The sequence below is a fragment of the Ruania zhangjianzhongii genome (genome assembly GCF_008000995.1).
GTDB lineage: Bacteria > Actinomycetota > Actinomycetes > Actinomycetales > Beutenbergiaceae > Ruania > Ruania zhangjianzhongii.
In genome coordinates, this window is sequence record NZ_CP042828.1 from 3,069,419 (window position 1) to 3,091,086 (window position 21,668).

Consider the following 21,668-nt stretch of genomic DNA (forward strand, 5'->3'; position numbering starts at 1 on the left):
GGTGCTCTACTCTCTACAGGCATGGCGGTGAACCTGCGGGATGTCGCGCGCCGGGCGGATGTCTCGGTGCCGACGGCCTCCCGGGTGCTCTCCGGCAGCACCTACCCGGTGGCCCAGGACCTGCGCCTCCGGGTGATCGAGGCCGCGCGCGACCTGGACTATGTACCGAACGCCCAGGCGCAGGCACTGCTCAGCGGTGACCCGCGCACTGTCGGGGTGCTGGTCGGTACCGTGGACGACCCGTACTTCTCCGAGATCGTCAACGGCGTGCAGGACGTTGCCACCGCCCGGCACCTGCTGGTCACCATCTGCAACACCGACCGGGACATCGACCGGGAGCTGGAATACTTCCGCCTGCTCCAGGCACACCGCACCGGGTATGTGATCATCGCCGGATCCGGACTGGTGGACGAGGCGTACATCGCCGGGATGGACGCCCGGATCCGGTCCTTCACTGCCAGCGGTGGGCGGGCGGTGGCGATCGGAGCGCCGCAGGTCCCGGTGGACCGGGTCGTCACCGACAACGCCGGCGGGGCACGTGCCCTGGGTCGGCATCTGCTCGACCTGGGGCATCGGCAGATCGGTGTACTGGTCGGCGTGGCCAACGTCGGCTCCACGATCGAGCGCCTGGACGGCCTGCGCTCCGTGGCCGAGGACGCGGGCGGGGTGCTGCACCTGCGCCGCGGTGAGGCCACCCGGGACGCGGGCTATACCGGTGCCGGCGAGCTGCTTGCGGCGCACCCGGAGATCACTGCCCTGGTGGGAACGGCGGACCAGATGGCGATCGGTGCCCTGTCCTGGCTGCGCGACCACGGTCGCCGCGTCCCCGACGAGGTCTCGGTGGCCGGGTTCAACGACATCGCGGTCTCCCGGGACCTGCAGCTGACCTCGGTGCGGCTGCCGCTACGGCAGATGGGCTCGGCCGCACTGACGCTCGCCCTCACCCCGGCACCGGACCAGGAGCTGATCGAGACCGCACTGCCCACACAGCTGGTGGTACGGGCCACGACCGCAGCCCCACCTGCAGCCACCTGATCGAGGGCCCAGCCCCTTCACCGCGGAATGTTGCGCAGGTTCGAGCGTGCCAGCTGCAGCATCCGGCCGACTCCCCCGTCCAGCACGGTGCGGGTGGCGGCCAGCGCGAACCCCTTCACCTGTCCGCCGGTGATCGTGGGCGGCAGCGAGAGCGCATCCGGATCGGTGCGTACGTCCAGCAGCGACGGCCCCGGGTGGGCCAGCGCCGCAGTCAGCGCTTCGCGCACCTTCTCCGGCTCGGTGACTGTGCTGGCCTCGATCCCGCACCCGCGGGCGATCGCGGCGAAGTCTGCCGTGTGGTCGGTGCCGAAGTAGGGGTAGCCGGCGACCATCTGCTCCAGCCGGATCATGCCCAGCGATCCGTTGTTGAACACCACCACGGTCAGCGGGAGGTTCTGTTCGGCGGCGGTGAGCAGCTCACCCAGCAGCATCGCCAGCCCGCCGTCACCGGAGATGGAGATCACCTGGCGGCCGGGATAGGCCTTCTGCGCCCCGATGGCATGCGGGAGCGCATTCGCCATCGTTCCGTGCCGGAAGGAGCCGATCACCCGCCGGCGGCCGTTCGGGGTGAGGTAGCGGGCCGCCCAGACGTTGCACATTCCGGTGTCCACCGTGAAGATCGCGTCCTCTGCGGCCACCTCGTCGAGCACATCGGCCACGTACTCGGGGTGGATCGGGCGCAGGTGGGCGACGTCCTTGGTGTAGGCGTCCACCACCTTGGTCAGGGCACGTTCGTGCCGGCGGAGCATGTCGTCGAGGAACTTGCGACGGGTCTTCACCTTCACGGTGTCCATGACGGCTGCGAGGGTCAGGCCGACATCGCCGCAGATGCCCAGCTCCAGCGGGGTGCGGCGGCCGAGCGCCTCCGCGGCGGCGTCCACCTGCACGGTGTTGCGCTGCGGCAGGAACTCCGGGTACGGGAAGTCGGTGCCGAGCAGCAGCACCAGGTCCGCTTCGTGCAGCGCCTCGTGGCAGGCGCCGTAGCCGAGCAGACCGCTCATCCCCACGTCGTACGGGTTGTCGTGCTGAATCCACTCCTTGCCGCCGAGGGAGTGCCCGACCGGTGCCTTCACCTTCTCCGCAAACGCCAGCACCTCCTCGCGGCTGTCCGCCACTCCGGCACCGGCGAAGATCGCGACCTTCTCTGCGGCGTTCACCAGTGCGGCCAGCTCGGCCACCCGCTGCGGATCCGGAGCCATCCGTCCGGGCGGGATCGGCACGCAGGTGGGTACGCGGCCGCGTGCGTCCCGCGCGCTCACGTCCCCCGGGAGCACCAGCACGGACACCCCCCGCTTGCCGACCGCCGTCTGCATGGCGATCCGCAGGGCACGCGGGAGCTGTTCGACGCCGTTGATCATCTCGCACCAGTGGCTGCACTCCACGAACAGCCGCTCCGGGTGGGTTTCCTGGAAGTAGGTGGACCCGATCTGCGCCGAAGGGATGTGCGAGGCGATCGCCAGCACCGGTGCCCCGGTGCGGTGCGCGTCGTACAGACCCTGGATCAGGTGGGTGTTGCCCGGCCCGCAGCTGGCGGCGCAGACGGCGAGCTCACCGGTGAGCTGGGCGTCGGCCGCGGCGGCGAGCGCAGCGGACTCCTCGTTGTGACAGTGCACCCACTCCATATCGTCGTGCGTGCGGATGGCCTCGGTGATCGGGTTCAGGCTGTCCCCCACCAACCCGTAGATACGGCGTACGCCCGCCGCATGCAGAGTGTCGACCAGTTGTTCGGCAGCGGTGGGCACAGCTCTTCCTCCCGGATGGATCGCGATAGCGGTAGTCCATCACCCCGCGGCCTCCTCCGCATCCGGCGTGCCGCGTGACTGACCGATTCTCGACGGCGGAGCTCGCCTACCGCAGGTAGGCCAGCTGGGGGTGCGTGGCCAGGAAGTCCTCGAGTACCTCGGCGGCCACGGCCACACTGTCGGTCAGCGGGTGGGCGGCCAGGGCCCTCAGGGCCGCGTCCCTGCTACCGGTGAGGGCGGCCTCGATGGTGCACCGCTCCACGTACTTCACGGTCGTGACCAGGCCCCGCGCATAGCCGGGCAACGGGTCGACCGGGAGCGGATGCACCCCTGCGGCATCCACCCGACAGGGCACCTCGATCACCGCCTGCTCGTCCAGCTCGCGAAGCAGCCCAGCGTTGGGGACGTTCAAGATCAGCTCGGCTCCGTCGTCGTGCGCGATCGCGTGCATGATCGCCAACGCCACCTGGTCATACCCTCCGGAGACCAGATCGCTCTCGTCCCGCTCGAAGCTGCCCGCCGCCTCCCGGTTGGTGGCCATGTAGGTGGCCTCCCGGTCGGCGCGGGTGCGCTCCCACAGCGCCTCAGCCTGCTCCGCCGGCAGGTCGGACGCCGCGGCGTAGAAGCCGCCCTGCTGCTGCTCCAGGTAGACGCCGCGGGTGGCTTCTGCCGCCGCTTCGGCGGCCCGGGCCTCGCGCTGATAGTAGAAGTAGTGCAGGTACTCGTTCGGCACTGCGCCGAGGGTCTGGATCCACCCGGGGGTGAACAGCCGTCCCTCTTCGAAGGAGGCGATCAGGTCCGGCCGGGCGAGCAGCTCGCCGAGCACGTCCACCCCGTCCACCTGCAGCCCGCGCAGCCAGCCCAGGTGATTTAGCCCGATGTAGTCCACGTGCACGGTACTGCCGCCCAGGCCCACACCGGCCGCACTGCCCGGGGCCACCAGGTCGGCACCCTCCAGCGTGGTGAGGACTCGGCGTGCCAGCCCCACCGGAGAGTCGCAGATGCCGATCACGCGTTCACCGAGGATGCTGGTCATCACCTCGGTGACCATGCCGGCGGGGTTGGTGAAGTTGATCACCCAGGCCTCGGGGCACACGGCGCGGATCCGTTCGGCCAGGCTGGCCACCACGGGCAGACCGCGCAGTGCGTAGCTGATACCGCCCACACCGGTGGTCTCCTGCCCGATCAGGCCGTGCCGCAGGGCGATCCGCTCGTCCGCGGCCCTCCCGGCGGTGCCACCCACCCGGATCGCGGAGAACACGAAGTCGGCGCCGACCAGCGCCTCGTCCAGCTCGGTGCACACCACGACCTCGGGAACATCCGCCCGGCCTGCCGCCTGCGCGCTGAGCACCTGCGCGATACCACGCGCGCGCACGGGGTCGGTGTCGTAGAGCCGTACCTGGGTGACCCGCTCCGGGGAGGCGTCGGCCAGCAGGGCCCGGTACACCAGGGGGACCCGGAAGCCGCCTCCGCCGAGGATCGTCAGTCGCACACCGTGATCATGTCACCTTTCCACCGCTGCCCCGCACGCCGACCGCCGCCTCGTGCGAAACCGGCATCGGAGGTAGCTTCCGGGGATGGAAGCAGGGTAGAGGTTCGCTCCGATCCCACAGGGTGCCTCGGCATGGTGTGGCCCCGCCCGCTCACACCGAGAAGTACTTCGCCTCCGGGTGGTGGAACACCAGCGCGTCGGTGGACTGCTCCGGGTGCAGCTGCAGCTCCTCGCTCAGGCTCACCCCGATCCGGTCCGGGCGCAGCAGCTCGACGATCTTGGCGCGGTCGGCCAAGTCCGGGCAGGCCGGGTAGCCGAAGGAGTACCGGGCGCCGCGGTAGGCCACCTTGAACATCCCCTCCAGGTTCTCCGGGTCCTCAGCAGCGAAGCCGAGCTCCTCGCGCACCCGGGCGTGCCAGTACTCGGCGAGTGCCTCGGTCAGCTGCACCGAGAGCCCGTGCAGCTCCATGTACTCCCGGTACCGGTTCTCGGCGAACAGCTCGGCGGTACGCTCGGCCACCCGCGGTCCCACGGTGACCAGCTGCATCCCGATCAGGTCCACCTCCCCGGACTCGCGCGGCCGGACGAAGTCGGCCAGGCAGAGGTGCCGGTCCCGGTGCTGGCGGGGGAAGGAGAACCGGAGCCGCTCGGTGCCGGCCTGGCCGCCGGAACCACCGTCCGGCCCGTCGTGGTGCAGGATCACCAGATCATCACCCTCGGCCACCGCCGGGAAGTACCCGTACACCACCGACGGGATCAGCAGGTCGTCCGTAGCGATCTGCTCCAACCACTGCCGCAGCCGCGGGCGGCCCTCCGTGGCCACCAGCTCCTCATAGCTCGGCCCCTCACCCCGGCTCGGCTTCAGGCCCCACTGCCCCATGAACGTCGCGCGCTCGTCCAGGAAGCTCGCATAGCCGGCCTGGGCGATGCCCTTCACCACCCGGGTCCCCCAGAACGGTGGGGTCGGGATGGTGTTGTCCAGGGCGACGTCGGAACGCGCCGGGAGGTCCTCGGGTGCGGTCTCGGTGAGGGTCACCTGGGCATGCCGGCGCTTCTTCAGCGGCGGCAGGCCGACGGCGTCCGGTGCCTCTCCCCGTGCGATCCGCACCAGCGGCTCCATCAGGCGCAGCCCTTCGAAGGCGTCCCGGGCGTAACGCACCTGGCCGCCGTAGAGGTCGGCGAGGTCGTCCTCGACGTACACCCGGGTCAGCGCTGCCCCACCGAGCAGCACCGGGTAGGCGCCGGCCAGGTCGCGCCCGTTCAGCTCTTCGAGGTTCTCCTTCATCACCACGGTGGACTTCACCAGCAGCCCGCTCATCCCGATCACGTCGGCCTGGTGGGTCTGCGCGGCTTCGATGAACGCGGCCACCGGCTGCTTGATGCCGAGGTTCACCACCGTGTACCCGTTGTTGGACAGGATGATGTCCACCAGGTTCTTACCGATGTCGTGCACGTCTCCGCGCACGGTGCCGATCACGATAGTGCCCTTGCCGGCATCATCGGCGATCTTCTCCATATGCGGTTCCAGGTGCGCCACGGCGGTCTTCATCGTCTCCGCGGACTGCAGCACGAACGGCAGCTGCATCTCACCGGCACCGAACCGCTCGCCGACCACCTTCATCCCGGCGAGCAGGTGGTCGTTGACGATGTCCAGCGCCTTCCACCCCTCGGCCAGACCGGCGTCCAGGTCCTCGACCAGGCCCTTCATCTCGCCGTCGATGATCCGGCGGGCGAGCCGCTCGTCCAGCGGGAGGGCCGCCAGCTCGGCAGCACGCGCATCCTTCATCGCGGCGGTGTCCACCCCGGAGAACACCTCGAGAAGGTGCGCCAGGGGATCGTGGGACATCGCGCCGTCACTGTCATAGACGCGTTTGTCCCAGACCAGGTCCAGCGCAGCCTGGCGTTGTTCGTCCGGGATCGAAGCGAGCGGGAGGATCTTCGCGGCATGCACGATCGCCGAGTCCAGCCCGGCCTCGACGGCTTCGTGCAGGAACACCGAGTTCAGCACCACCCGGGCGGCCGGATTCAGCCCGAAGGACACGTTCGAGACACCCAGCGTGGTGTGTACCCCGGGGTAGCGGGCCTTGAGCTGACGGATCGCCTCGATCGTCTCGATCGCGTCCCGCCGGGTCTCCTCCTGGCCGGTGGCGATCGGGAAGGTGAGGGCGTCGACGATGATGTCCTGCACCGCCATCCCCCACCGGGTGGTGAGGTCCTCGATCAGCCGGGAGGCCACAGCGACCTTGTGCTCGGCGGTGCGGGCCTGGCCCTGCTCGTCGATGGTCAGTGCCACCACAGCAGCGCCGTGCTCCTGGACCAGGGGCATCACTCGGGCGTAGCGGGAGGTGGGGCCATCGCCGTCCTCGAAGTTCACCGAGTTCACCACGGCCCGCCCGCCGACCAGCTCGAGCCCGGCCTGGATCACCTCCGGCTCGGTGGAGTCGATCACCAGCGGCAGCGTGGATGCGCTCGCCAGGCGGGAGATCACCTCGTGGGCGTCGCGGACCCCGTCTCGGCCGACGTAGTCGATGCACACGTCCAGCAGGTGCGCGCCGTCGCGGGTCTGGGCGCGGGCGATCTGGGTGCACTCGTCCCAGTTCTCCGCGAGCATCGCCTCCCGGAACGCCTTCGAACCGTTGGCGTTGGTGCGCTCCCCGATCGCCAGGAACGCGGCGTCCTGGTCGAAGTCGGTGTGCGAGTACAGGCTCGCCACGCCGTAGGTCGGTTCGGGGGTGCGGGGCGTGACCGGCTTGCCGTGCACGGCCTCGACCACGGCGCGCAGGTGCTCCGGGGTGGTGCCGCAGCAGCCGCCCACCAGGGACAGGCCGAACTCCCCGGTGAACTGGGTGTGCGCGGCGGCCAGCTCGGCCGGGGTGAGCGGGTACTCGGCACCGTTCTTGCCGAGCACCGGCAGGCCGGCGTTCGGCTGGCAGGTGACCGGGATCGATGCGTGCTTGGCGAGGTGGCGCAGGTGCTCGCTCATCTGCTCCGGCCCGGTCGCGCAGTTCAGCCCGATCGCATCGATGCCCAGGGCCTGCAGCACCGTCAGTGCGGCACCGATCTCCGATCCCATCAGCATGGTGCCGGTGGTCTCCACCGTCACCTGGGCGATGATCGGGATGTCGACGGCGGTGCGCTCCCGGGCGACCTTCACGGCGTTGATCGCCGCTTTCGTCTGCAGCAGGTCCTGGCTGGTCTCGATCAGGATCGCGTCCGCGCCGCCGCGGATCAGGCCTTCGGCCTGGTCGGCGAAGCTGGCCTTGAGGTCGGCGTAGGGCACGTGCCCGAGGCTGGGCAGCTTGGTTCCTGGGCCCATCGCGCCGAGCACCCAGCGGGGGCGATCGGGGCGAGCGTGCTTGTCCGCGGAGCGGCGGGCGATGGCGGCACCGGCCTCAGCGAGCTCGGCGATCCGCTCCACGATGTCGTAGTCGCCCAGGTTGGAGGCGTTCGCGCCGAACGTGTTCGTCTCCACGCAGTCCACTCCGACGGCGAAGTACGCGTCGTGGATGCTTTCGATCACGTCCGGGCGGGTGACGTTGAGGATCTCGTTGCAGCCCTCCAGGTCGTCGAAGTCCGCGAGGGTGAGCTCTGCGTCCTGCAACATGGTGCCCATCGCGCCATCGGCGACCACCACTCGGGTCCGCAGGGCTTCGAACAGGGCAGTAGATCGATCTGGGCGCATGGGCTCAGTGTAGGAGCGTCGGGAGGCTCAGCGGGCGGCGTCTGGGTCCTGTACAGCGGTGATGTCGAGCGCATCGAGGCGTTCGGCGTTACCGATCACCTCGATCTGCACGATCCTGCCTTCCTGCAGGTGCAGGAGATAGGCCGCCGCTACCGTTCCCTCACTGAGGTAGACGGCACCGGGTGCCCCGTCGATCAGCGCGCGGCGGGCCAGCGACGCGCGGCCGGCAAATGCTCGCGCCACCGCGTCCGCTCCTCGCAGCGACGGCGCCAGGACCGGTGCACCCGCGGCGACGAACGGCGCCGACGCGGCGATCACCTCGGAGTCAGCGCGCACCCTGATCTCCGGATCGAGCACCTGCAGCAGGCGGCGAAAGTCGCCGTCTCGGGATGCTCGGAGGAAAGCGTCGACGGCATCGCTGCGACGGCGGCGTTCGCCGTGGACGTCGATCCGGGCCACTCGCTTGCGGGCCCGGGAGGCAAGCTGGCGGGTAGCCGGCGAGGATCGCTGCACGATCGGTGCGATGTCGTCGAACGGGAGGCCGAACACGTCGTGCAGCACGAACGCGAGCCGTTCCAGCGGTGGCAACTCCTCGAGCACCAGCAGAGCCATGTTCACCGCGTCGCCGGTCAGCGCCGCCGCCTCCGGATGCTCGGCCCCACCGGTCTGCTCCGGCTCGGGCAGCTCGGCGCCCAGATCTTCTTGCCGGGTGGCCGTCCGGCGCAGCTGGTCCACGCAGATCCTCGAGATGACAGTGGTCAGCCAGGCCTCGACGTTCTCGATGCTGTCAGCGTCGCTGCGCTGCAGCCGGATCCAGGTCTCCTGTACGGCGTCATCGGCGTCCCAGTGCGAGCCGAGCATCCGGGTGGCGATCGCGTGCAGACGGCGACGCTGGGCAGCGAACCTCTCGGCGAGCACACCCGTACCGGCCGGCTGTGCGCCGGTGGCTACCGGTGTGCGTTCAGCCATCCGGCGCTCCTGTCTTCGTCAACCCGTCACATCTGACCTACCCGGCACGTCATACCTAGTGAACCGGGTCGCGCCGCGGCACCGTCACACTATCCACAGCCGAGGACACACTCTCATGACCGACCGACACTCCCTCCTCAGTACCGCGCAGGCGACCGAGCTGCGGGCCACCGTCCGCGGGCGAACCTGGGTGCCCGGCGATGACGGCTTCGACCACGCCCGCCAGCCGTGGAACCTGGCGATCGACCAGCCGGCCGCTGCCGTGGTCGAAGCACGCGATGTCACCGATGTGATCGCCCTCGTCCACTTTGCCGCTGCCACGGGGGTCTCGATCGCGACCCAGCCGAACGGGCACGGTGCGAGCGGGCGCACCGCCGGCGCCATCCTGCTGCGCACCGCCCCACTGGCGGACATCGAGATCGATGCCGAGAACCGGCTGGCCCGGATCGGTGCGGGCGTCTCCTCCGGAGAGCTGCAACGGGCCACTGCGGCATACGGCCTCACAGCGCTGCCGGGCAGTTCTCCCGTGGTCAGCGTCACCGGTGTTGCCCTCGGTGGCGGGCTGAGCTGGTTCGGGCGGGCCTTCGGGTGGGTGGCAGAGTCCGTCACCGCGCTCGACGTCGTCGACGCGCAGGGCCGGGCGGCGCGGGTGGATGCCGAGCACGACGCCGAGCTGTTCTGGGCACTGCGCGGCGGAGGCGGCGACTACGCCATCGTCACCGGCGTGGAGATCGCCCTGCAGGAGGCGCCGGCGGTGTATGGCGGCCGGATGCTCTGGGACGCCTCGCACGCACCGGCGGTCGCACGGGCGTTCCGGGAGGTGACGGCTGCGGCTCCGGACGAGCTCACCCTCTGGCTCGAGCTGATGAGCTTCCCCGGCGCCAACCCGCTGGTGGCGATCGACCTCACCTACCTCGGCCCCGAGGCGACCGGCCGCGAACTCCTGAGTGCACTCGAGGCCCTGCCGGCCCCGCTCAGCGACTCGCGCGGGATGCTCTCCGTGGCCGAGCTGGGCAGCATCACCGCCGAGCCGACCGACCCCAGTCCCGGCATGTCCCGGGCGGAGCTGCTCACCCGGCTGGACGACGATGCCATCACCGCCCTCCTCGCGGAACCGATCGCTCCCCTCCTGGCCGTCCAGGTGCGCCACCTCGGTGGGGCGCTCGCCCAGCCGAGCGATACGCCGCACGGGGCGTTGGCGGAGCCGTACGGGGTGTACCTGCTGGGTTCACCCGGTCTGGCCGACGCCACCTCGATCATCGACAGGCAGCAGCGTCTCGCCGATTCCCTGCCCACCAGCGGGCACAAGCCGGTCACGATGCTCCGGGCGAACGAGGGCCTTGCCGACGCGCTCCCGGCCGACTCCCTCGAACGGCTGCGCCAGATCAAGCGTGAGCGCGACCCGCAGGGGGTGTTCCGGGCCAATTTCAGCGCGCTGGTGTGAGGGGTTGTGCCGGCGCCTTGGCCCCGCAACAGGCAACACCTCAGCCCCGCTGGACGCCTGCGCCGTAGGCGAGCACCTGCTCATCGACGGTCAGGAACTGCAGGCCCTCCTGCCTCGCCTGCGCGATCAGGAGGCGATCGAACGGGTCCTGGTGCACAGCGGGCAGGCGGCCCGCCGCCAAGACATGCTCGCCGGACACCTCGACCTCGACGAGTCCGGCGAGACGTGCGTGCGCGCGCAGGGCTTCGGGCTCGATCTGGAAATCTGCGCGGCCGAGCTGGAGCTTGATCACGATCTCCCAGAGGCTGACCACGCTGAACCGCACGTCGGCTGCGGGGTCCTCGAGCACAGTTCGGGTAGCCCGCGGAAGGCGGTCCGAGCCCACGCCGGCCCAGAGCAGCAGATGGGTATCCAGCAGATATCCACTCACCGGTCGGCCCCGAACAGGGCAGCCACCTCCGCGGCCGCCATCGTGTCGAAGTCCTCCGGGATCCGGGCATTGCGGATCTCATCGGCAGGCAGGAAACCGAATCGGCTCCGGCCGTGCTGCTCCAGCGGAATGACCCGGGCCACCGGGCGGCCGTTGTTGGTGACGATGAACTCTTCCCTGATGAGCCGGGACAGATGGGTCTTTGCCTCGTGCATGCTGACCTTCTTCATCATCACTCCTTGATGCTTAGTCCAGCTTAGTCTACCTAGCCCTCAGCCCGCGTACCAGCGCAACAGCCGCTCCACCTCCGCGCCGACCGCCTCACCTGCCGGCCGGAACCACTTCCGGGTGTCCACCAGGTGCGGGTCGTCGGCCAATGCTGTCCGCACCACATGGGTGAAGATCTTGTTCAGGTGCGTGGAGACGTTGATCTTCGTCATCCCGGCTCCGATCGCCGCCCGCATCCCCTCATCGCTGACCCCGGAGGAGCCATGCAGCACCAGCGGGGTGTCCACCGCGGCGGCGATCGCCGCAATCAGGTCGGTATCCAGTACGGCACCGCGGGTGGTCATCGCATGCGAGGACCCGACCGCGACGGCGAGCAGGTCCACCCCGGTGGCGGCGACGAACGCGGCGGCCTCGTCAGGATCGGTGCGCACGCTCGGGTCGTGCACCCCGTTCTTGCCGCCGATCTCACCCAGCTCGGCCTCCACGCTCACCCCCCGGGCGTGCGCATCACCGACGACGGCGGCGGTGCTGGCGATGTTCTCCTCAGCCGGCAGCCGGGAGCCGTCGTACATGATCGAGGTGAAACCCAGGTCCAGTGCCTCGGCCACCAGGTCCAGATCGTCGGCATGGTCCAGGTGCACCACGGTGGGAACGCTCGCGGCCCGGGCCACAGCCAGGGTGCCGGCAGCGATCGGCTCCAGTCGGCCGTGGAACCTCACCGCGTTCTGGCTGATCTGCAGCACCACCGGCACCGCGGCCCGCTCGGCAGCGGCGACGAAGACCTCGGCGTGCTCGAGGTGGATCACGTTGAACGCCCCCAGGCCACGACCCCCGGTGCGGGACTCGTGGGCGAGGCTGGTGAGGTCAGCTAGCGGCATCGATCTGGTCCGTCCTGATCATCGGGAGCATCCGGGCGTAGGCCTCCAGGTCCACCTCGCCGGCGGTGGGCATCAGCACCGCGGCACCGGAGAGGGCGACCACCTCACCCAGGTGGGTGGACAGATCGCCTGCACGAGCGCCGTCGGCAAGCGCTGCGGCCAGGGCGGCCACTGCCGCATCCCCCGCCCCGGTGGGATTACCGGTCAGTGCCTCGGCCGGGCGAGCTTGCCAGTGGTTATCAGCGGTGACCAGGAGCACCCCGTCCACCCCACGCGAGACCAGCACCGCCTCGGCGCCGCGCGCGAGCAGCGCGCGTGCGCCGCTGAGCACGCCGGTGGCGCCAGTAGCCGCGAGCAGCTCCTCCTCGTTCGGCTTCAGGCAGGCGGGGCCGGCGCCGGCCACCTCGAGCAGCCCGGGCCCAGAGGTGTCGGCCACCACGGCCACGCCCTGCTCGACGGCGGAGCGCACCAGTCCTGCCAGGTCATCGGGCGCTGTGCCCGGCGGGGTCGAACCGGATACCACCAGCACGTCCCCGGCAGCCAACCGAGCGAGCACGCTCGCAGTCAGCCGACCCCAGTCGCGGGAGGTGACCTGCGGGCCGCGTTCGTTGAACACGGTGGCGTCCTTGGCATCCACCACGGTCACCGTCCGGCGGGTCTGGCCGCTGACCAGGGTCCAGGCCTGGTCCACCGCTGTGGGCGCGAGCAGGTCCTCGAGCGTCTCCCCGGCGGCGCCGCCGAGGAACCCGGCGGCGCACACGGGGCGGCCCAGGCTGGCCAGCACGCGGGCGACGTTCACGCCCTTGCCGCCGGCGGACTCGACCAGCTGCTGCACCCGGTGGACCTGACCGTGGACCAGTTGCGGCACGGTGTAGGTGACGTCGACCGCCGGGTTCGGGGTCAGCGTGACGATCATGGGGAACCTCCGGGAGTCATCGCCAGGGCGGCAGCGCCCAGGCAGCCCGCCCATTGTCCCAGCCGCGCTCGCCGCAGAGGCGGCATTGCGTCGACCGGCAACCGCGCCGCCAGAGCAGCGCGCAGCGGGTCGAGCAGCGCGTCCCCGGCCTCAGCCAGGCCGCCGCCCAGGACCAGTGGCACCGGGCCGAGCAGTCCGGCGGTGGCAGCGAGCAGGTCGGCAAGGGTCTCGATCGCGGAGTCGAGCACCTGCTGAGCGGACCGGTCCCCGGCTGCGGCACGTGCGAACACCGCGCGGGCACCGCCGGAGGTGTCGGTGGTCCCGGTCGCCGCAGCATAGCGCCGGGCCAGCGCACCGGCGGCACAGATGCGTTCCAGCGGCACCCGGCCGGTGCCGTCCGGATCGGGGACGAGGATCTGACCGATCTCCCCGGCCCAGCCGGTGCCGCGGATGCGGCCCCCGGTGATCAGCGCGGAGGCCAGACCGGTGCCCAGCGGCAGGAAGAGCAGATCCGGCTCACCGGCGCCCCAGCGAGACTCGGCGAGCGCGCCGGCGCGGACGTCGTGGCCGGTCACGACCGGTGCCGCCAGGCGGGCGCTGAGCAGCTGCCGAAGCGGCAGGTCTCGCCAGCCCAGGTTGGCGGAGAACACCACCACACCCTGCTGCTCGTCCACGATCCCCGGGCTGACCACGCCGATCGCCTCCGCCGGCGTTGCCGCCGCCTCGGCGACAATCAGGTCGGCGAGCACCTCCGGGTCCCTCGGCGTGGGCACCTGGCGGGCGTCGCTGAGCGTGCCGTCGGCGGCGACCCGACCGATCTTGATCGCAGTGCCGCCGATGTCCACACCCAGTGCCGGTGCCGCCATCTCAGTCCTCCGCGGGCAGGTGCACCGCACGGGACAGGTGCCGCGGGGTGTCCGGGTTCAGTCCGCGGGCCTCGGCCCGGGCGACGGCGGTGCGGTGCAGCAGCACCAGGTGTGCGAGCGGGTCCAGCTCGCTGGTGACCAGCGTGGCGCCCGTGGCGGCGACGTCCTCGGCGAGCCCGGCGGGCACCGCTCCGAACACCCAGACCACCCGGCCGGGCTCGGCGATGGAGATCGGGCCGTGCCGGTACTCCATCGCCACATAGGACTCGGTCCAGGACTGGGAGGACTCCCGCAGCTTCAGGGCGGCCTCGTGAGCCAGACCGATGGTCCAGCCGGTGCCGAGGAAGGTGAGCTGGTCCGCCTGCACCCAGGCGTCCTCGACCGGCAGGTCCAGTGCCGCAGTGGCGTCGGCGACCACACCGGTCAGGTCGGTGCCCAGGCTGGCGCGCAGCAGCGCGAGGGTGGTGGTGGCGAACCGGGTCTGCACCACCGAGGTCTCGTCGGCGTCGGCCAAGACGATCTCGGCGTCGGCGTTCGCTGCGGCCGGCCCGCCCGCCACGGCGGTGATCAGCACGCTCGGGGTGGTGCTGGCCTGGAGCAGCTGCACGATTTCGGTGGTGGTACCGGAGCGGGAGATGGTCACGATCCGGTCGTACCGGCGCCCGGCCGGGAACTCGGACGCGGTGAACGCCTCAGTCTCGCCCTGGCCGAGACTCTCCCGGAGCGCGGCGTAGGACTGGGCCATGAACCAGGAGGTGCCACAGCCCACCACTGCCACCCGTTCGCCCTCGGCCGGTAGGCCCTCGGCAGTGGTCAGCGTGGCGCCAACACCGGCCCACAGCTGTGGTTGGCTGAGCACCTCACGGATGGTCGACGACTCGGTCACGGTGTACTCCTCGGGCAGCAGACGGGTTGCAGCCCCTCACGGCCGGCTGCATGATCATGATCAGTCTAGAGTGTTTCCAATCAGAATCCATCATGATCGGAGCGGGCTGTGAATAAGCACGAGCGGCTGGGTGCCCTGCTGAATCTGATCATCGAGCGGGAGCAGGTGCACGTCGATGAGGTGGCCGCCGCGCTCAGCATCTCCCCCGCGACCGTGCGGCGTGATCTGGACACTCTGGCCGACCAGCAGCTCGTCGTGCGCACCCGCGGTGGCGCCGCCGCGCACCCCAGTACCGGTGACCTGCCGCTGCGGTACAAGGCGACACGCAGCGGTGAACAGAAGGCACGGATCGCGGCCGCCGCTGCGGCGATGGTCTCCCCCGGCCAGGTGGTCGGTCTGAACGGTGGCACCACCACCACCGAGGTGGCCCGGGAGCTGGCGGTGAGCGCGCCGCTGCGCGCGCACGAGGGACCGCCCGCGGTCGTGGTGACGAACGCCGTCAACATCGCCGCCGAGCTCGCGGTCCGCCCGCATCTGCGGGTGGTCCTCACCGGCGGCGTGGTCCGGCCGCTGTCGTATGAGCTCACCGGCCCCTTGGCCGACCTGCTCCTCGGTCAGGTGAGCGTGGATGTGCTCTTCCTCGGTGTGAACGCCTTCGGCGCTGAGCTGGGTGCGGCGTCGCACGATGAGGGCGAGGCCGCGATCGGGGCAGCGCTGGCGGCCCGCGCCCAGCAGGTGGTGGTCGTCGCCGATGCGAGCAAGCTCGGCCGCAACGCCTTCGCCCGGATCATCGACACCGATCAGGTGCACACCCTGATCACGGACACGGCGGCCGACCCGGACGTAGTAGCGGCGGTACGCGCGGCCGGCGTCGAGGTGCAGCTCGTCTAAGCCCGGGTCGTCCTGTCAAAGGTGCGCTCTGGCGCACGCCTCACCTGACGACCTCGGCAGGCAGCGCGGCCAGCAGCCGGTCCACCGAAGAACCGAGCCCCCACCTCTCGGTCAGGGTGGTGAGCGCGTCCACGTCGGCCGGCGCAGGACGGTCCGCGGCACTGCCGGGCAAGCGCAGGTCCGGCTCGCCCAGGTCGAGGTCGCGGGCCACGGCGACGACCTGCACGGCGGCATCGAGGTAGTCCCCGGCGGCGTTCAGCTTGCCGCGCAGTCCGGCCGCCAGCGGCGTAGCCGAATCGGCAGCTGCTGACCGGATCCCGGCCAGGTCGCCGTAGGAGGCGAGCAGGGAGGCGGCCGTCTTGTCCCCCACGCCCGCTACTCCGGGCAGCCCGTCCGAGCTATCCCCGCGCAGCGTGGCGAAATCCGCATACTGATCCGCGCGCACGTGATATTTCTCCTGCACGACGGCGCCGGTCACCACTTCGTGCTTACTCACCCCGCGGGCGGTGTACAGCACCCGGATCGGGCCATCGCTGGCGTCGTCATCCACCAGCTGGAACAGGTCCCGATCGCCGGTGACCACATCAACAGGCATCCCGGCGCCGGTGGCCAGGGTGCCGATCACGTCGTCGGCCTCGTAGCCGTTAGCACCGAGCACCGGGATCCCGATGGCGGCCAGGGTCGCGGCGATCACCGGCACCTGCACGCCGAGCGGGTCCGGCACCTCTTCCACGTCGGTGCCGACCGGGACTTCCTCGACCACCCGGTGCTGCTTGTAGCTGGGGATCAGGTCGACCCGCCACTGCGGGCGCCAGTCGTTGTCCCAGCAGCAGGCCAGATGGGTGGGCCGGTACTGAGCGGTCAGCCGGGTGATGAAGTCCAGCAGCCCGCGCACCGCGTTCACCGGAGTTCCGTCCGGCGCCCTGATCGTGTCCGGAACACCGAAGTAGGCGCGGAAGTAGAGGCTCGCAGTATCCAGCAGCAGCAGTCGGCTCACAGGAGAGACCGTAGTCGTCATGTCACCCGTGCGCTATGACGCACCCCTGACATGACGACCTGAGGTGGGGTGGCGGATTGCGGCCATCAGCTGGCCTCAATGGTGCCTAGCGTGGCGATCATGACCGATGACACCGCTCTGATCCCGTTCACCATCGACATCCCGCAGGCCCAGGTCGACGATCTGCGAGCGCGCCTGGCCGCTGCCCGCTGGCCGGACCAGCTGCCCGACGTCGGGTGGAACCAGGGTGTCCCTGTACCGGAGGTGCGCGATCTCGCTGAGCACTGGCGGTCCGGGTATGACTGGCGCCGCCACGAAGCCCGGCTGAACGAGTACCCGCAGTTCACCACCGAGATCGACGGCCAGCACCTGCATTTCGTCCACGTCCGCTCACCGGAGCCGGCGGCGCTCCCGCTGGTGCTGGTGCACGGCTGGCCCGGCTCGCCGGCGGAGTTCACCGAGCTGATCGGGCCACTGACCGACCCGCGCGCCCACGGCGGCGATCCGGCGGACGCCTTCCACGTAGTCCTGCCGACGCTGCCCGGCTTCGGCTTCTCCGGGCCGACCCAGGCGGCAGGTCAGGCCTCCACTGACCGTGCCGCCGAGCTGATCGCCGCCCTGATGGACCGACTGGGCTATGCCCGGTATGGCACTCAGGGCGGCGATGCCGGCTCGTTCATCGCGCCACAGCTGGGCCGCCTGCATCCGGACCGGGTGGCCGGTGTGCACGTGAACGCGCTGATCACCATCCCGCCGTGGGACGAGGACGGTGCCGACTTCAGCCCCGCCGACCAGGCGAAGCTGGCCGAGCTGAACGACTGGAGCAGCAAGACCACGTCCGGGTACGCAGCCATTCAGTCCACCCGTCCGCAGGCGCTCGCCTACGGGCTCACCGACTCACCGGTCGGCCTGCTCGGGTGGATCGCGGACATCTTCCACATCTTCACCAACCCCGCCCATGACCGGCTCGCCGACGCTCTGGACGTGGACGCGTTCCTGACCAATCTGAGCATCATGTATTTCACTGGCACGGTCGGATCGTCGATGCGGCTGTACACCGAGGGCGAGCAGTGGGGCGCCGCCCTACCCTCCTCCGGTGTGCCGACCGCCTGTGCGGTGTTCCCCGGCGACAGCACGATCCGCGCGATCGCGCAGCAGCAGAACAACCTCGTCCGGTGGACGGAGTTCGACCGCGGTGGTCACTTCGCCGCGCTGGAGGCTCCGGATCTGTTGCTGACCGACCTGCGGGAGTTCTTCACGCCGCTGCGCTGAGGTCGTCCTGTCGGGAGTGCGCTATACCGCACTCCTCACAGGACGACCCTGGCGCCAGTACGCGATCGTGGTGGCCATCCCCTCCGGCAACGGGGTGGGTCGCAGGCCGAGCAGCTCTTCGGTCACCGCGGAGGTCATCACGAACGATCGATCGAACATGTAGCTGGTCTCCGCAGCCTCCCGGATCGCGGGAATGACCACGCCGAGCACGCGCAGCACCTGGGCCGGAACGGCGAGGATCCGGGGCATCGGTACACCAGCCACCTGGGCGAACTCTTCGACCAGGTCGCGCTGGGTCAGCGCCGGGGCGGTCGGGGCGTGCAGCACCCGGTTCCAGGCCTGCGGGCGGTCAGCGGCAGCGATCATCGCTGCGGCCAGGTCGGGCACATAGGTGAACGAGTGCGGCTGGTCCAGCCTGCCGATCACCTGCACGCTCTGACCCGCGAGCAGCCGCGTGACCATTCGCTCCCCCGCCATCGCCGCCCGCACCCGGGGGCCATAGAAGTCCGAGGCCACCACGCTCACCGTGTCCGCTGCGTGCTCGCGCCTCGCGCGCAGCAGCTCGGTACGGACACCGAGCTTGCCGGTAGTGGCCGCCGACGGCGTTCCTTCCGCCATCGGGCCGCTCACCTCGCCGTAGGAGTACAGGCTTTCCGGGAAGACCACGACCGCGCCGGCTTTCGCGGCGGCGTCCATCACCGCCTGTTCTGCGGCCGGGAGCTCAGCTCGCCAGGCGGCCGCCTGGTAACGGCTGCCGTGGATGGCATGGAACACGGCGGTCACGCCGTGCACCGCACGCTCAAGACCGGCGGCGTCGTTGACGTCCAGCCGGATTCGCTCGATCTTCTCGTGCTCGGGCCCGCTACCCGAACGGGTGGCCAGGCGGACCTGGTCGCCGCGCTCGGCGAGCTGAAGAGCGAGGGTGGCACCGACAGGTCCGGCGCCGGTGACGAGGTAGGTGGCAGACATGATTTCTCCTGGTCGAGTCGTGCGGTCAGATGAGGAGCAGGAAACTCAGAGAGCACTGCTCACACATTGACTATCCGCCCTTCCAGATCCGCTGTCAAGAGCGCTGCTCACTTTTATGTCCTACGCTCGCATCAGTGAGATATAGTCGGTAGGCTGAGCGGCGACGTCCAGCCCAGAAGGAGCACGATGACCCCCACGCCACGAGAGCTTGCCCGGGAGCGCACCGAAGCCGAGATCCTCCGCCTCGCCCGGGAGCAGCTCGCCACGTCCGGGCCCGCCGAGCTCTCGTTGCGGGCGATCGCCCGCGAGCTGGGCATCGTCTCATCCGCGATCTACCGGTACGTGCGCAACCGGGACGAGCTGCTCACCCTGTTGGTGATCGACGGCTATAACGACCTGGGTGACGCGGTGGACCAGGCGACCTCCGCCGTCGACGATGAGGACCACCTGGGCAGGTTTCTGGCCCTGGGCCGGGCGGTGCGCACCTGGGCGTTGGCCGAATCTGCACGGTACGCACTGCTGTATGGCACCCCGGTGCCCGGTTACGACGCGCCCGGTGAGCGCACGATCGAACCGGGCACCCGGGTGATCGTGTCGCTGGCCCGGATCGCCGACGACGCCTGGGCTGCCGGTGCGCTGGGCAGCGAAGGCCCGGCGATCCCGGAGACGGTGGTGGGTGACTTCGAGCAGATCCGCGAGGAGTTCGGCCTGGCCGCGCCGGCGGGGGTACTCGCCCGCGTCATGCTGATCTGGCCGGCGCTGTTCGGCTGCGTCACTTTCGAGACCTTCGGCCAGTACGGCACGGACACGTTCACCGACAACGCCGTGCTGTTCGAGCTACAGCTACGCCAACTGGCCGATCTGCTCGGCCTGACCGGCTGAGGCGCTAGTCCCAGGCGACCGCGTCCGGATCGCTCACCGTCGATCTCCTTGCGCGTGTGGCCATGACCGCGTCGCGTAGAACGCCACTGCTGAGGAAGCGGCGACGTTGAGCGAGTCGACGCCGCCGGCCATCGGGATCCTCACGTGCACGTCAACGACAGCCGAGGTTCGCCGTGACAGCCCATCTCCTTCGGCGCCGAAGACGAGCGCAAGGCGTGGGTGGTTCTGCTCGGCCAGCTCGTCCAGCGTGATCGCACCGTCGGCGAGGGTCATCCCCGCGACCACGAATCCGGCTTCCTGCAGCAGTGCGACACCTCCAGGCCAGGGATCGATGCGGGTCCACGGCACCTGGAAAATCGTGCCCATCGACACCCGGATGGCACGGCGGTAGAGCGGATCGGCACATCGAGGCGTCACCAGCACGCTGTCCACGCCCAGGGCAGCCGCCGACCGCACCACGGCACCCACGTTCGTATGGTCGACGATGTCCTCGAGCACGGCGACCCGCCGAGCACCGGCGAGCACGTCGGCCACCGGCGGCAGCACGGGGCGGTGCATCGCCGCGAGCGCACCCCGGTGCAGGTGGAAGCCGGTGATCGAGTGCAGCAGGTCCTCCTCGGCGAGGTAGACCGGGACGTCGCCGTACTCCCCCGCGCCCACCTCGCGAAGCAGCTCATCGAGGTCGGGCAGCCATTTGGGGGCCATCAGGAAGGAGCGGGGCCGATGTCCGGCGGCCACCGCCCGGCGGATCACCGTGGAGCTCTCCGCCATGAACAGACCGCGCTCGACCTCCAGCGTGCGGCGCAGCGCCACGTCGGTCATCCGGGTGTAGTCGGTGAGCTCGGTGGCGTCCGGGGAGTCCAGGGTAAGGATCGGCACCCGGTGAGGTTACCGGGTGATCAGCCAACGCCTGGCCGGCCGGTACCCGGCAGCCCGGTCCGCCGCGGCGAACTCGATCGCGTTCTCGTAGTGGCGCACCACCTGGGCGTTCACCGCGTCCCAGGTGCGCCCCGCCGTCGCCTCCCGGGCGCGCATCCCCATCGCGCCGCGGGTCAGCGGGTCCGCCGCCAGTGCCCGCACATGGGCGCGCAGCGCCCGCAGGTCCCCGGGCGGGTACAGGTAGCCGGTGCTGCCGTGGTCCACCAGGTCGATCGGCCCGCCGCGCGCCGGTGCCACCACCGGCACTGCGCTAGCGTGCGCCTCCTGGACGGTCTGGGCGAAGGTGTCCATCTCACCGGTGTGCACGAACACGTCCAGGCTGGCCATCGCCCGGGACAGGTCGGTTCCGCCGAGGTGACCGGCGAACAGTGCATCGGGCAGACGCCGAGCAAGCCGGGCCCGCTGCGGCCCGTCCCCGACGATGACCAGCCGGACGCCGGGCAGGTCGCCCAGCACGGCCAGGTCCTCCACCTGTTTTTCCCGGGCCAGCCGGCCGACATAACCGACCAGCACCTCACCACCGGGACCGAGCTCGGCGTGCAGCGCCTCGCTGCGGTGGGTGGGCGAGAACCGGTCCCGGTCCACCCCGTGCGGCCAGACCGCCACCCGGTGCACTCCGCGGTCGACGAGCTGCCCGCAGGCGTAGCTGGACGGTGCCAGGGACAGGGTGGCGCTCTTGTGGATGTCCTCGATCCGGCGCCAGAGCAGCGGTTCGATCTGGCGCACCTTGTATCGCTTGGCGTAGGTGGGCACCTCGGTCTGGTAGACCGCGACCGAGGGCAGGCCGAGGGCCTGGGCTGCCCCGATCGCCTGCCAGCCGAGCATGAACGGTGCCGCCAGGTGCAGCACGTCCGGCGCGAAGCAGCGCAGGTGCTCCTCCAGGGTGCGCACGCGGGGGTTGGACACCCGCATCTCGGAGTACCCGGGCAAGGAGACCGCGCGGTAGCGGCGCACGTCCGCACCGGCGTAGTGCGTGACCGCATCCTGACCGCGGCCGGGTGCCGGGGCGAGGACGAGCACGTCGTCGCCCCGCTCCCGGAGGTACTCCAGTAACCGGAGCAGGGTGACTGTCACCCCATTGGCCTGCGGGAGGAACGATTCTGCGACTACCGCGATGCGCACTCTCACATCGTGGCAGAGCGAGCCCCGC

The 21,668-nt window shown here is 70.4% G+C and carries 19 protein-coding genes; 5 read left to right on the forward strand and 14 right to left on the reverse strand.

The genetic code is table 11. The annotated features are described in order from the left end of the window. Positions 1 to 21 precede the first annotated feature (21 nt). Complete coding sequence (locus tag FU260_RS14305) at positions 22 to 1,035, forward strand: LacI family DNA-binding transcriptional regulator (RefSeq protein ID WP_147917677.1); 1,014 nt, start codon at positions 22 to 24, stop codon at positions 1,033 to 1,035. A 17-nt stretch (positions 1,036 to 1,052) separates the two neighbouring features. On the opposite strand, the gene FU260_RS14310 is transcribed toward FU260_RS14305, so the two are convergent. The 4 genes from FU260_RS14310 to FU260_RS14325 all read right to left on the reverse strand — a co-directional run bounded on the left by FU260_RS14310 (position 1,053) and on the right by FU260_RS14325 (position 8,920). After that, positions 1,053 to 2,777 (reverse strand): pyruvate dehydrogenase, encoded by a 1,725-nt coding sequence (locus FU260_RS14310; protein WP_147917678.1) that lies wholly within the window; start codon positions 2,775 to 2,777, stop codon positions 1,053 to 1,055. Between the two features lie 106 nt (positions 2,778 to 2,883). Next, a complete protein-coding gene (locus FU260_RS14315) occupies positions 2,884 to 4,269 on the reverse strand; it encodes a family 4 glycosyl hydrolase (RefSeq protein ID WP_147917679.1) in 1,386 nt (461 codons plus the stop codon). A gap of 151 nt (positions 4,270 to 4,420) precedes the next feature. Next, positions 4,421 to 7,951: a methionine synthase gene (gene metH, locus FU260_RS14320; RefSeq protein ID WP_147917680.1), complete on the reverse strand. Its 3,531-nt coding sequence runs from the start codon at positions 7,949 to 7,951 to the stop codon at positions 4,421 to 4,423. Between the two features lie 27 nt (positions 7,952 to 7,978). Next, the gene (locus tag FU260_RS14325) at positions 7,979 to 8,920 is read right to left on the reverse strand and encodes a sigma-70 family RNA polymerase sigma factor (protein WP_147917681.1); all 942 of its coding nucleotides are present in this window, start codon (positions 8,918 to 8,920) and stop codon (positions 7,979 to 7,981) included. Positions 8,921 to 9,035: 115 nt separating this feature from the next. Between FU260_RS14325 and FU260_RS14330 the strand changes: the two genes are divergently transcribed. Then, entirely contained in the window at positions 9,036 to 10,364 is a 1,329-nt protein-coding gene (locus FU260_RS14330; protein WP_147917682.1) for an FAD-binding oxidoreductase, read from the forward strand. A gap of 40 nt (positions 10,365 to 10,404) precedes the next feature. Here the strand turns inward: FU260_RS14330 and FU260_RS14335 are convergent, their stop codons facing one another. From FU260_RS14335 to FU260_RS14360, 6 genes are read right to left on the reverse strand one after another with little or no spacing between them, the layout of a single operon-like run. After that, positions 10,405 to 10,794 carry a type II toxin-antitoxin system VapC family toxin gene (locus FU260_RS14335; protein ID WP_187368441.1) on the reverse strand — a complete coding sequence of 130 codons (390 nt, stop codon included), beginning with the start codon at positions 10,792 to 10,794 and terminating at the stop codon, positions 10,405 to 10,407. Continuing rightward, positions 10,791 to 11,024 carry a type II toxin-antitoxin system Phd/YefM family antitoxin gene (locus FU260_RS14340; protein ID WP_147917683.1) on the reverse strand — a complete coding sequence of 78 codons (234 nt, stop codon included), beginning with the start codon at positions 11,022 to 11,024 and terminating at the stop codon, positions 10,791 to 10,793. Before FU260_RS14340 ends, FU260_RS14335 begins: the two co-directional genes overlap by 4 nt. A gap of 42 nt (positions 11,025 to 11,066) precedes the next feature. Continuing rightward, positions 11,067 to 11,900: a class II fructose-bisphosphate aldolase gene (locus tag FU260_RS14345; RefSeq protein WP_147917684.1), complete on the reverse strand. Its 834-nt coding sequence runs from the start codon at positions 11,898 to 11,900 to the stop codon at positions 11,067 to 11,069. Continuing rightward, complete coding sequence (locus FU260_RS14350; RefSeq protein WP_147917685.1) at positions 11,887 to 12,816, reverse strand: 1-phosphofructokinase family hexose kinase; 930 nt, start codon at positions 12,814 to 12,816, stop codon at positions 11,887 to 11,889. The genes FU260_RS14345 and FU260_RS14350 overlap by 14 nt, the downstream gene beginning before the upstream one ends. Then, positions 12,813 to 13,682: an ROK family protein gene (locus tag FU260_RS14355; protein WP_147917686.1), complete on the reverse strand. Its 870-nt coding sequence runs from the start codon at positions 13,680 to 13,682 to the stop codon at positions 12,813 to 12,815. The genes FU260_RS14350 and FU260_RS14355 overlap by 4 nt, the downstream gene beginning before the upstream one ends. A gap of 1 nt (position 13,683) precedes the next feature. Beyond that, on the reverse strand, positions 13,684 to 14,568 hold the full coding sequence (locus FU260_RS14360; protein ID WP_147917687.1) for an SIS domain-containing protein: 885 nt from the start codon (positions 14,566 to 14,568) through the stop codon (positions 13,684 to 13,686). A gap of 108 nt (positions 14,569 to 14,676) precedes the next feature. Between FU260_RS14360 and FU260_RS14365 the strand changes: the two genes are divergently transcribed. Continuing rightward, positions 14,677 to 15,459: a DeoR/GlpR family DNA-binding transcription regulator gene (locus tag FU260_RS14365; RefSeq protein WP_147917688.1), complete on the forward strand. Its 783-nt coding sequence runs from the start codon at positions 14,677 to 14,679 to the stop codon at positions 15,457 to 15,459. A gap of 40 nt (positions 15,460 to 15,499) precedes the next feature. Here FU260_RS14365 and FU260_RS14370 read toward each other — a convergent pair whose 3' ends face one another. Then, positions 15,500 to 16,477, reverse strand: a complete 978-nt coding sequence (locus FU260_RS14370) for a 5'-3' exonuclease (RefSeq protein WP_187368442.1) — start codon at positions 16,475 to 16,477, stop codon at positions 15,500 to 15,502. A gap of 99 nt (positions 16,478 to 16,576) precedes the next feature. Between FU260_RS14370 and FU260_RS14375 the strand changes: the two genes are divergently transcribed. Continuing rightward, positions 16,577 to 17,728: an epoxide hydrolase family protein gene (locus FU260_RS14375; RefSeq protein WP_147917689.1), complete on the forward strand. Its 1,152-nt coding sequence runs from the start codon at positions 16,577 to 16,579 to the stop codon at positions 17,726 to 17,728. 21 nt (positions 17,729 to 17,749) lie between these two features. Here the strand turns inward: FU260_RS14375 and FU260_RS14380 are convergent, their stop codons facing one another. Next, a complete protein-coding gene (locus FU260_RS14380; RefSeq protein ID WP_147917690.1) occupies positions 17,750 to 18,697 on the reverse strand; it encodes an NAD-dependent epimerase/dehydratase family protein in 948 nt (315 codons plus the stop codon). A 186-nt stretch (positions 18,698 to 18,883) separates the two neighbouring features. On the opposite strand from FU260_RS14380, the gene FU260_RS14385 reads away from it, so the two are divergent. Next, positions 18,884 to 19,579, forward strand: coding sequence for a TetR/AcrR family transcriptional regulator (locus FU260_RS14385; protein ID WP_147917691.1), 696 nt, complete (start codon positions 18,884 to 18,886; stop codon positions 19,577 to 19,579). Positions 19,580 to 19,612: 33 nt separating this feature from the next. On the opposite strand, the gene FU260_RS14390 is transcribed toward FU260_RS14385, so the two are convergent. Together FU260_RS14390 and FU260_RS14395 are read right to left on the reverse strand one after the other, a co-directional pair. Continuing rightward, positions 19,613 to 20,401, reverse strand: coding sequence for a TrmH family RNA methyltransferase (locus FU260_RS14390; RefSeq protein WP_147919506.1), 789 nt, complete (start codon positions 20,399 to 20,401; stop codon positions 19,613 to 19,615). A gap of 66 nt (positions 20,402 to 20,467) precedes the next feature. Further along, positions 20,468 to 21,640 carry a glycosyltransferase family 4 protein gene (locus tag FU260_RS14395; protein WP_147917692.1) on the reverse strand — a complete coding sequence of 391 codons (1,173 nt, stop codon included), beginning with the start codon at positions 21,638 to 21,640 and terminating at the stop codon, positions 20,468 to 20,470. Between the last annotated feature and the right edge of the window lie 28 nt (positions 21,641 to 21,668).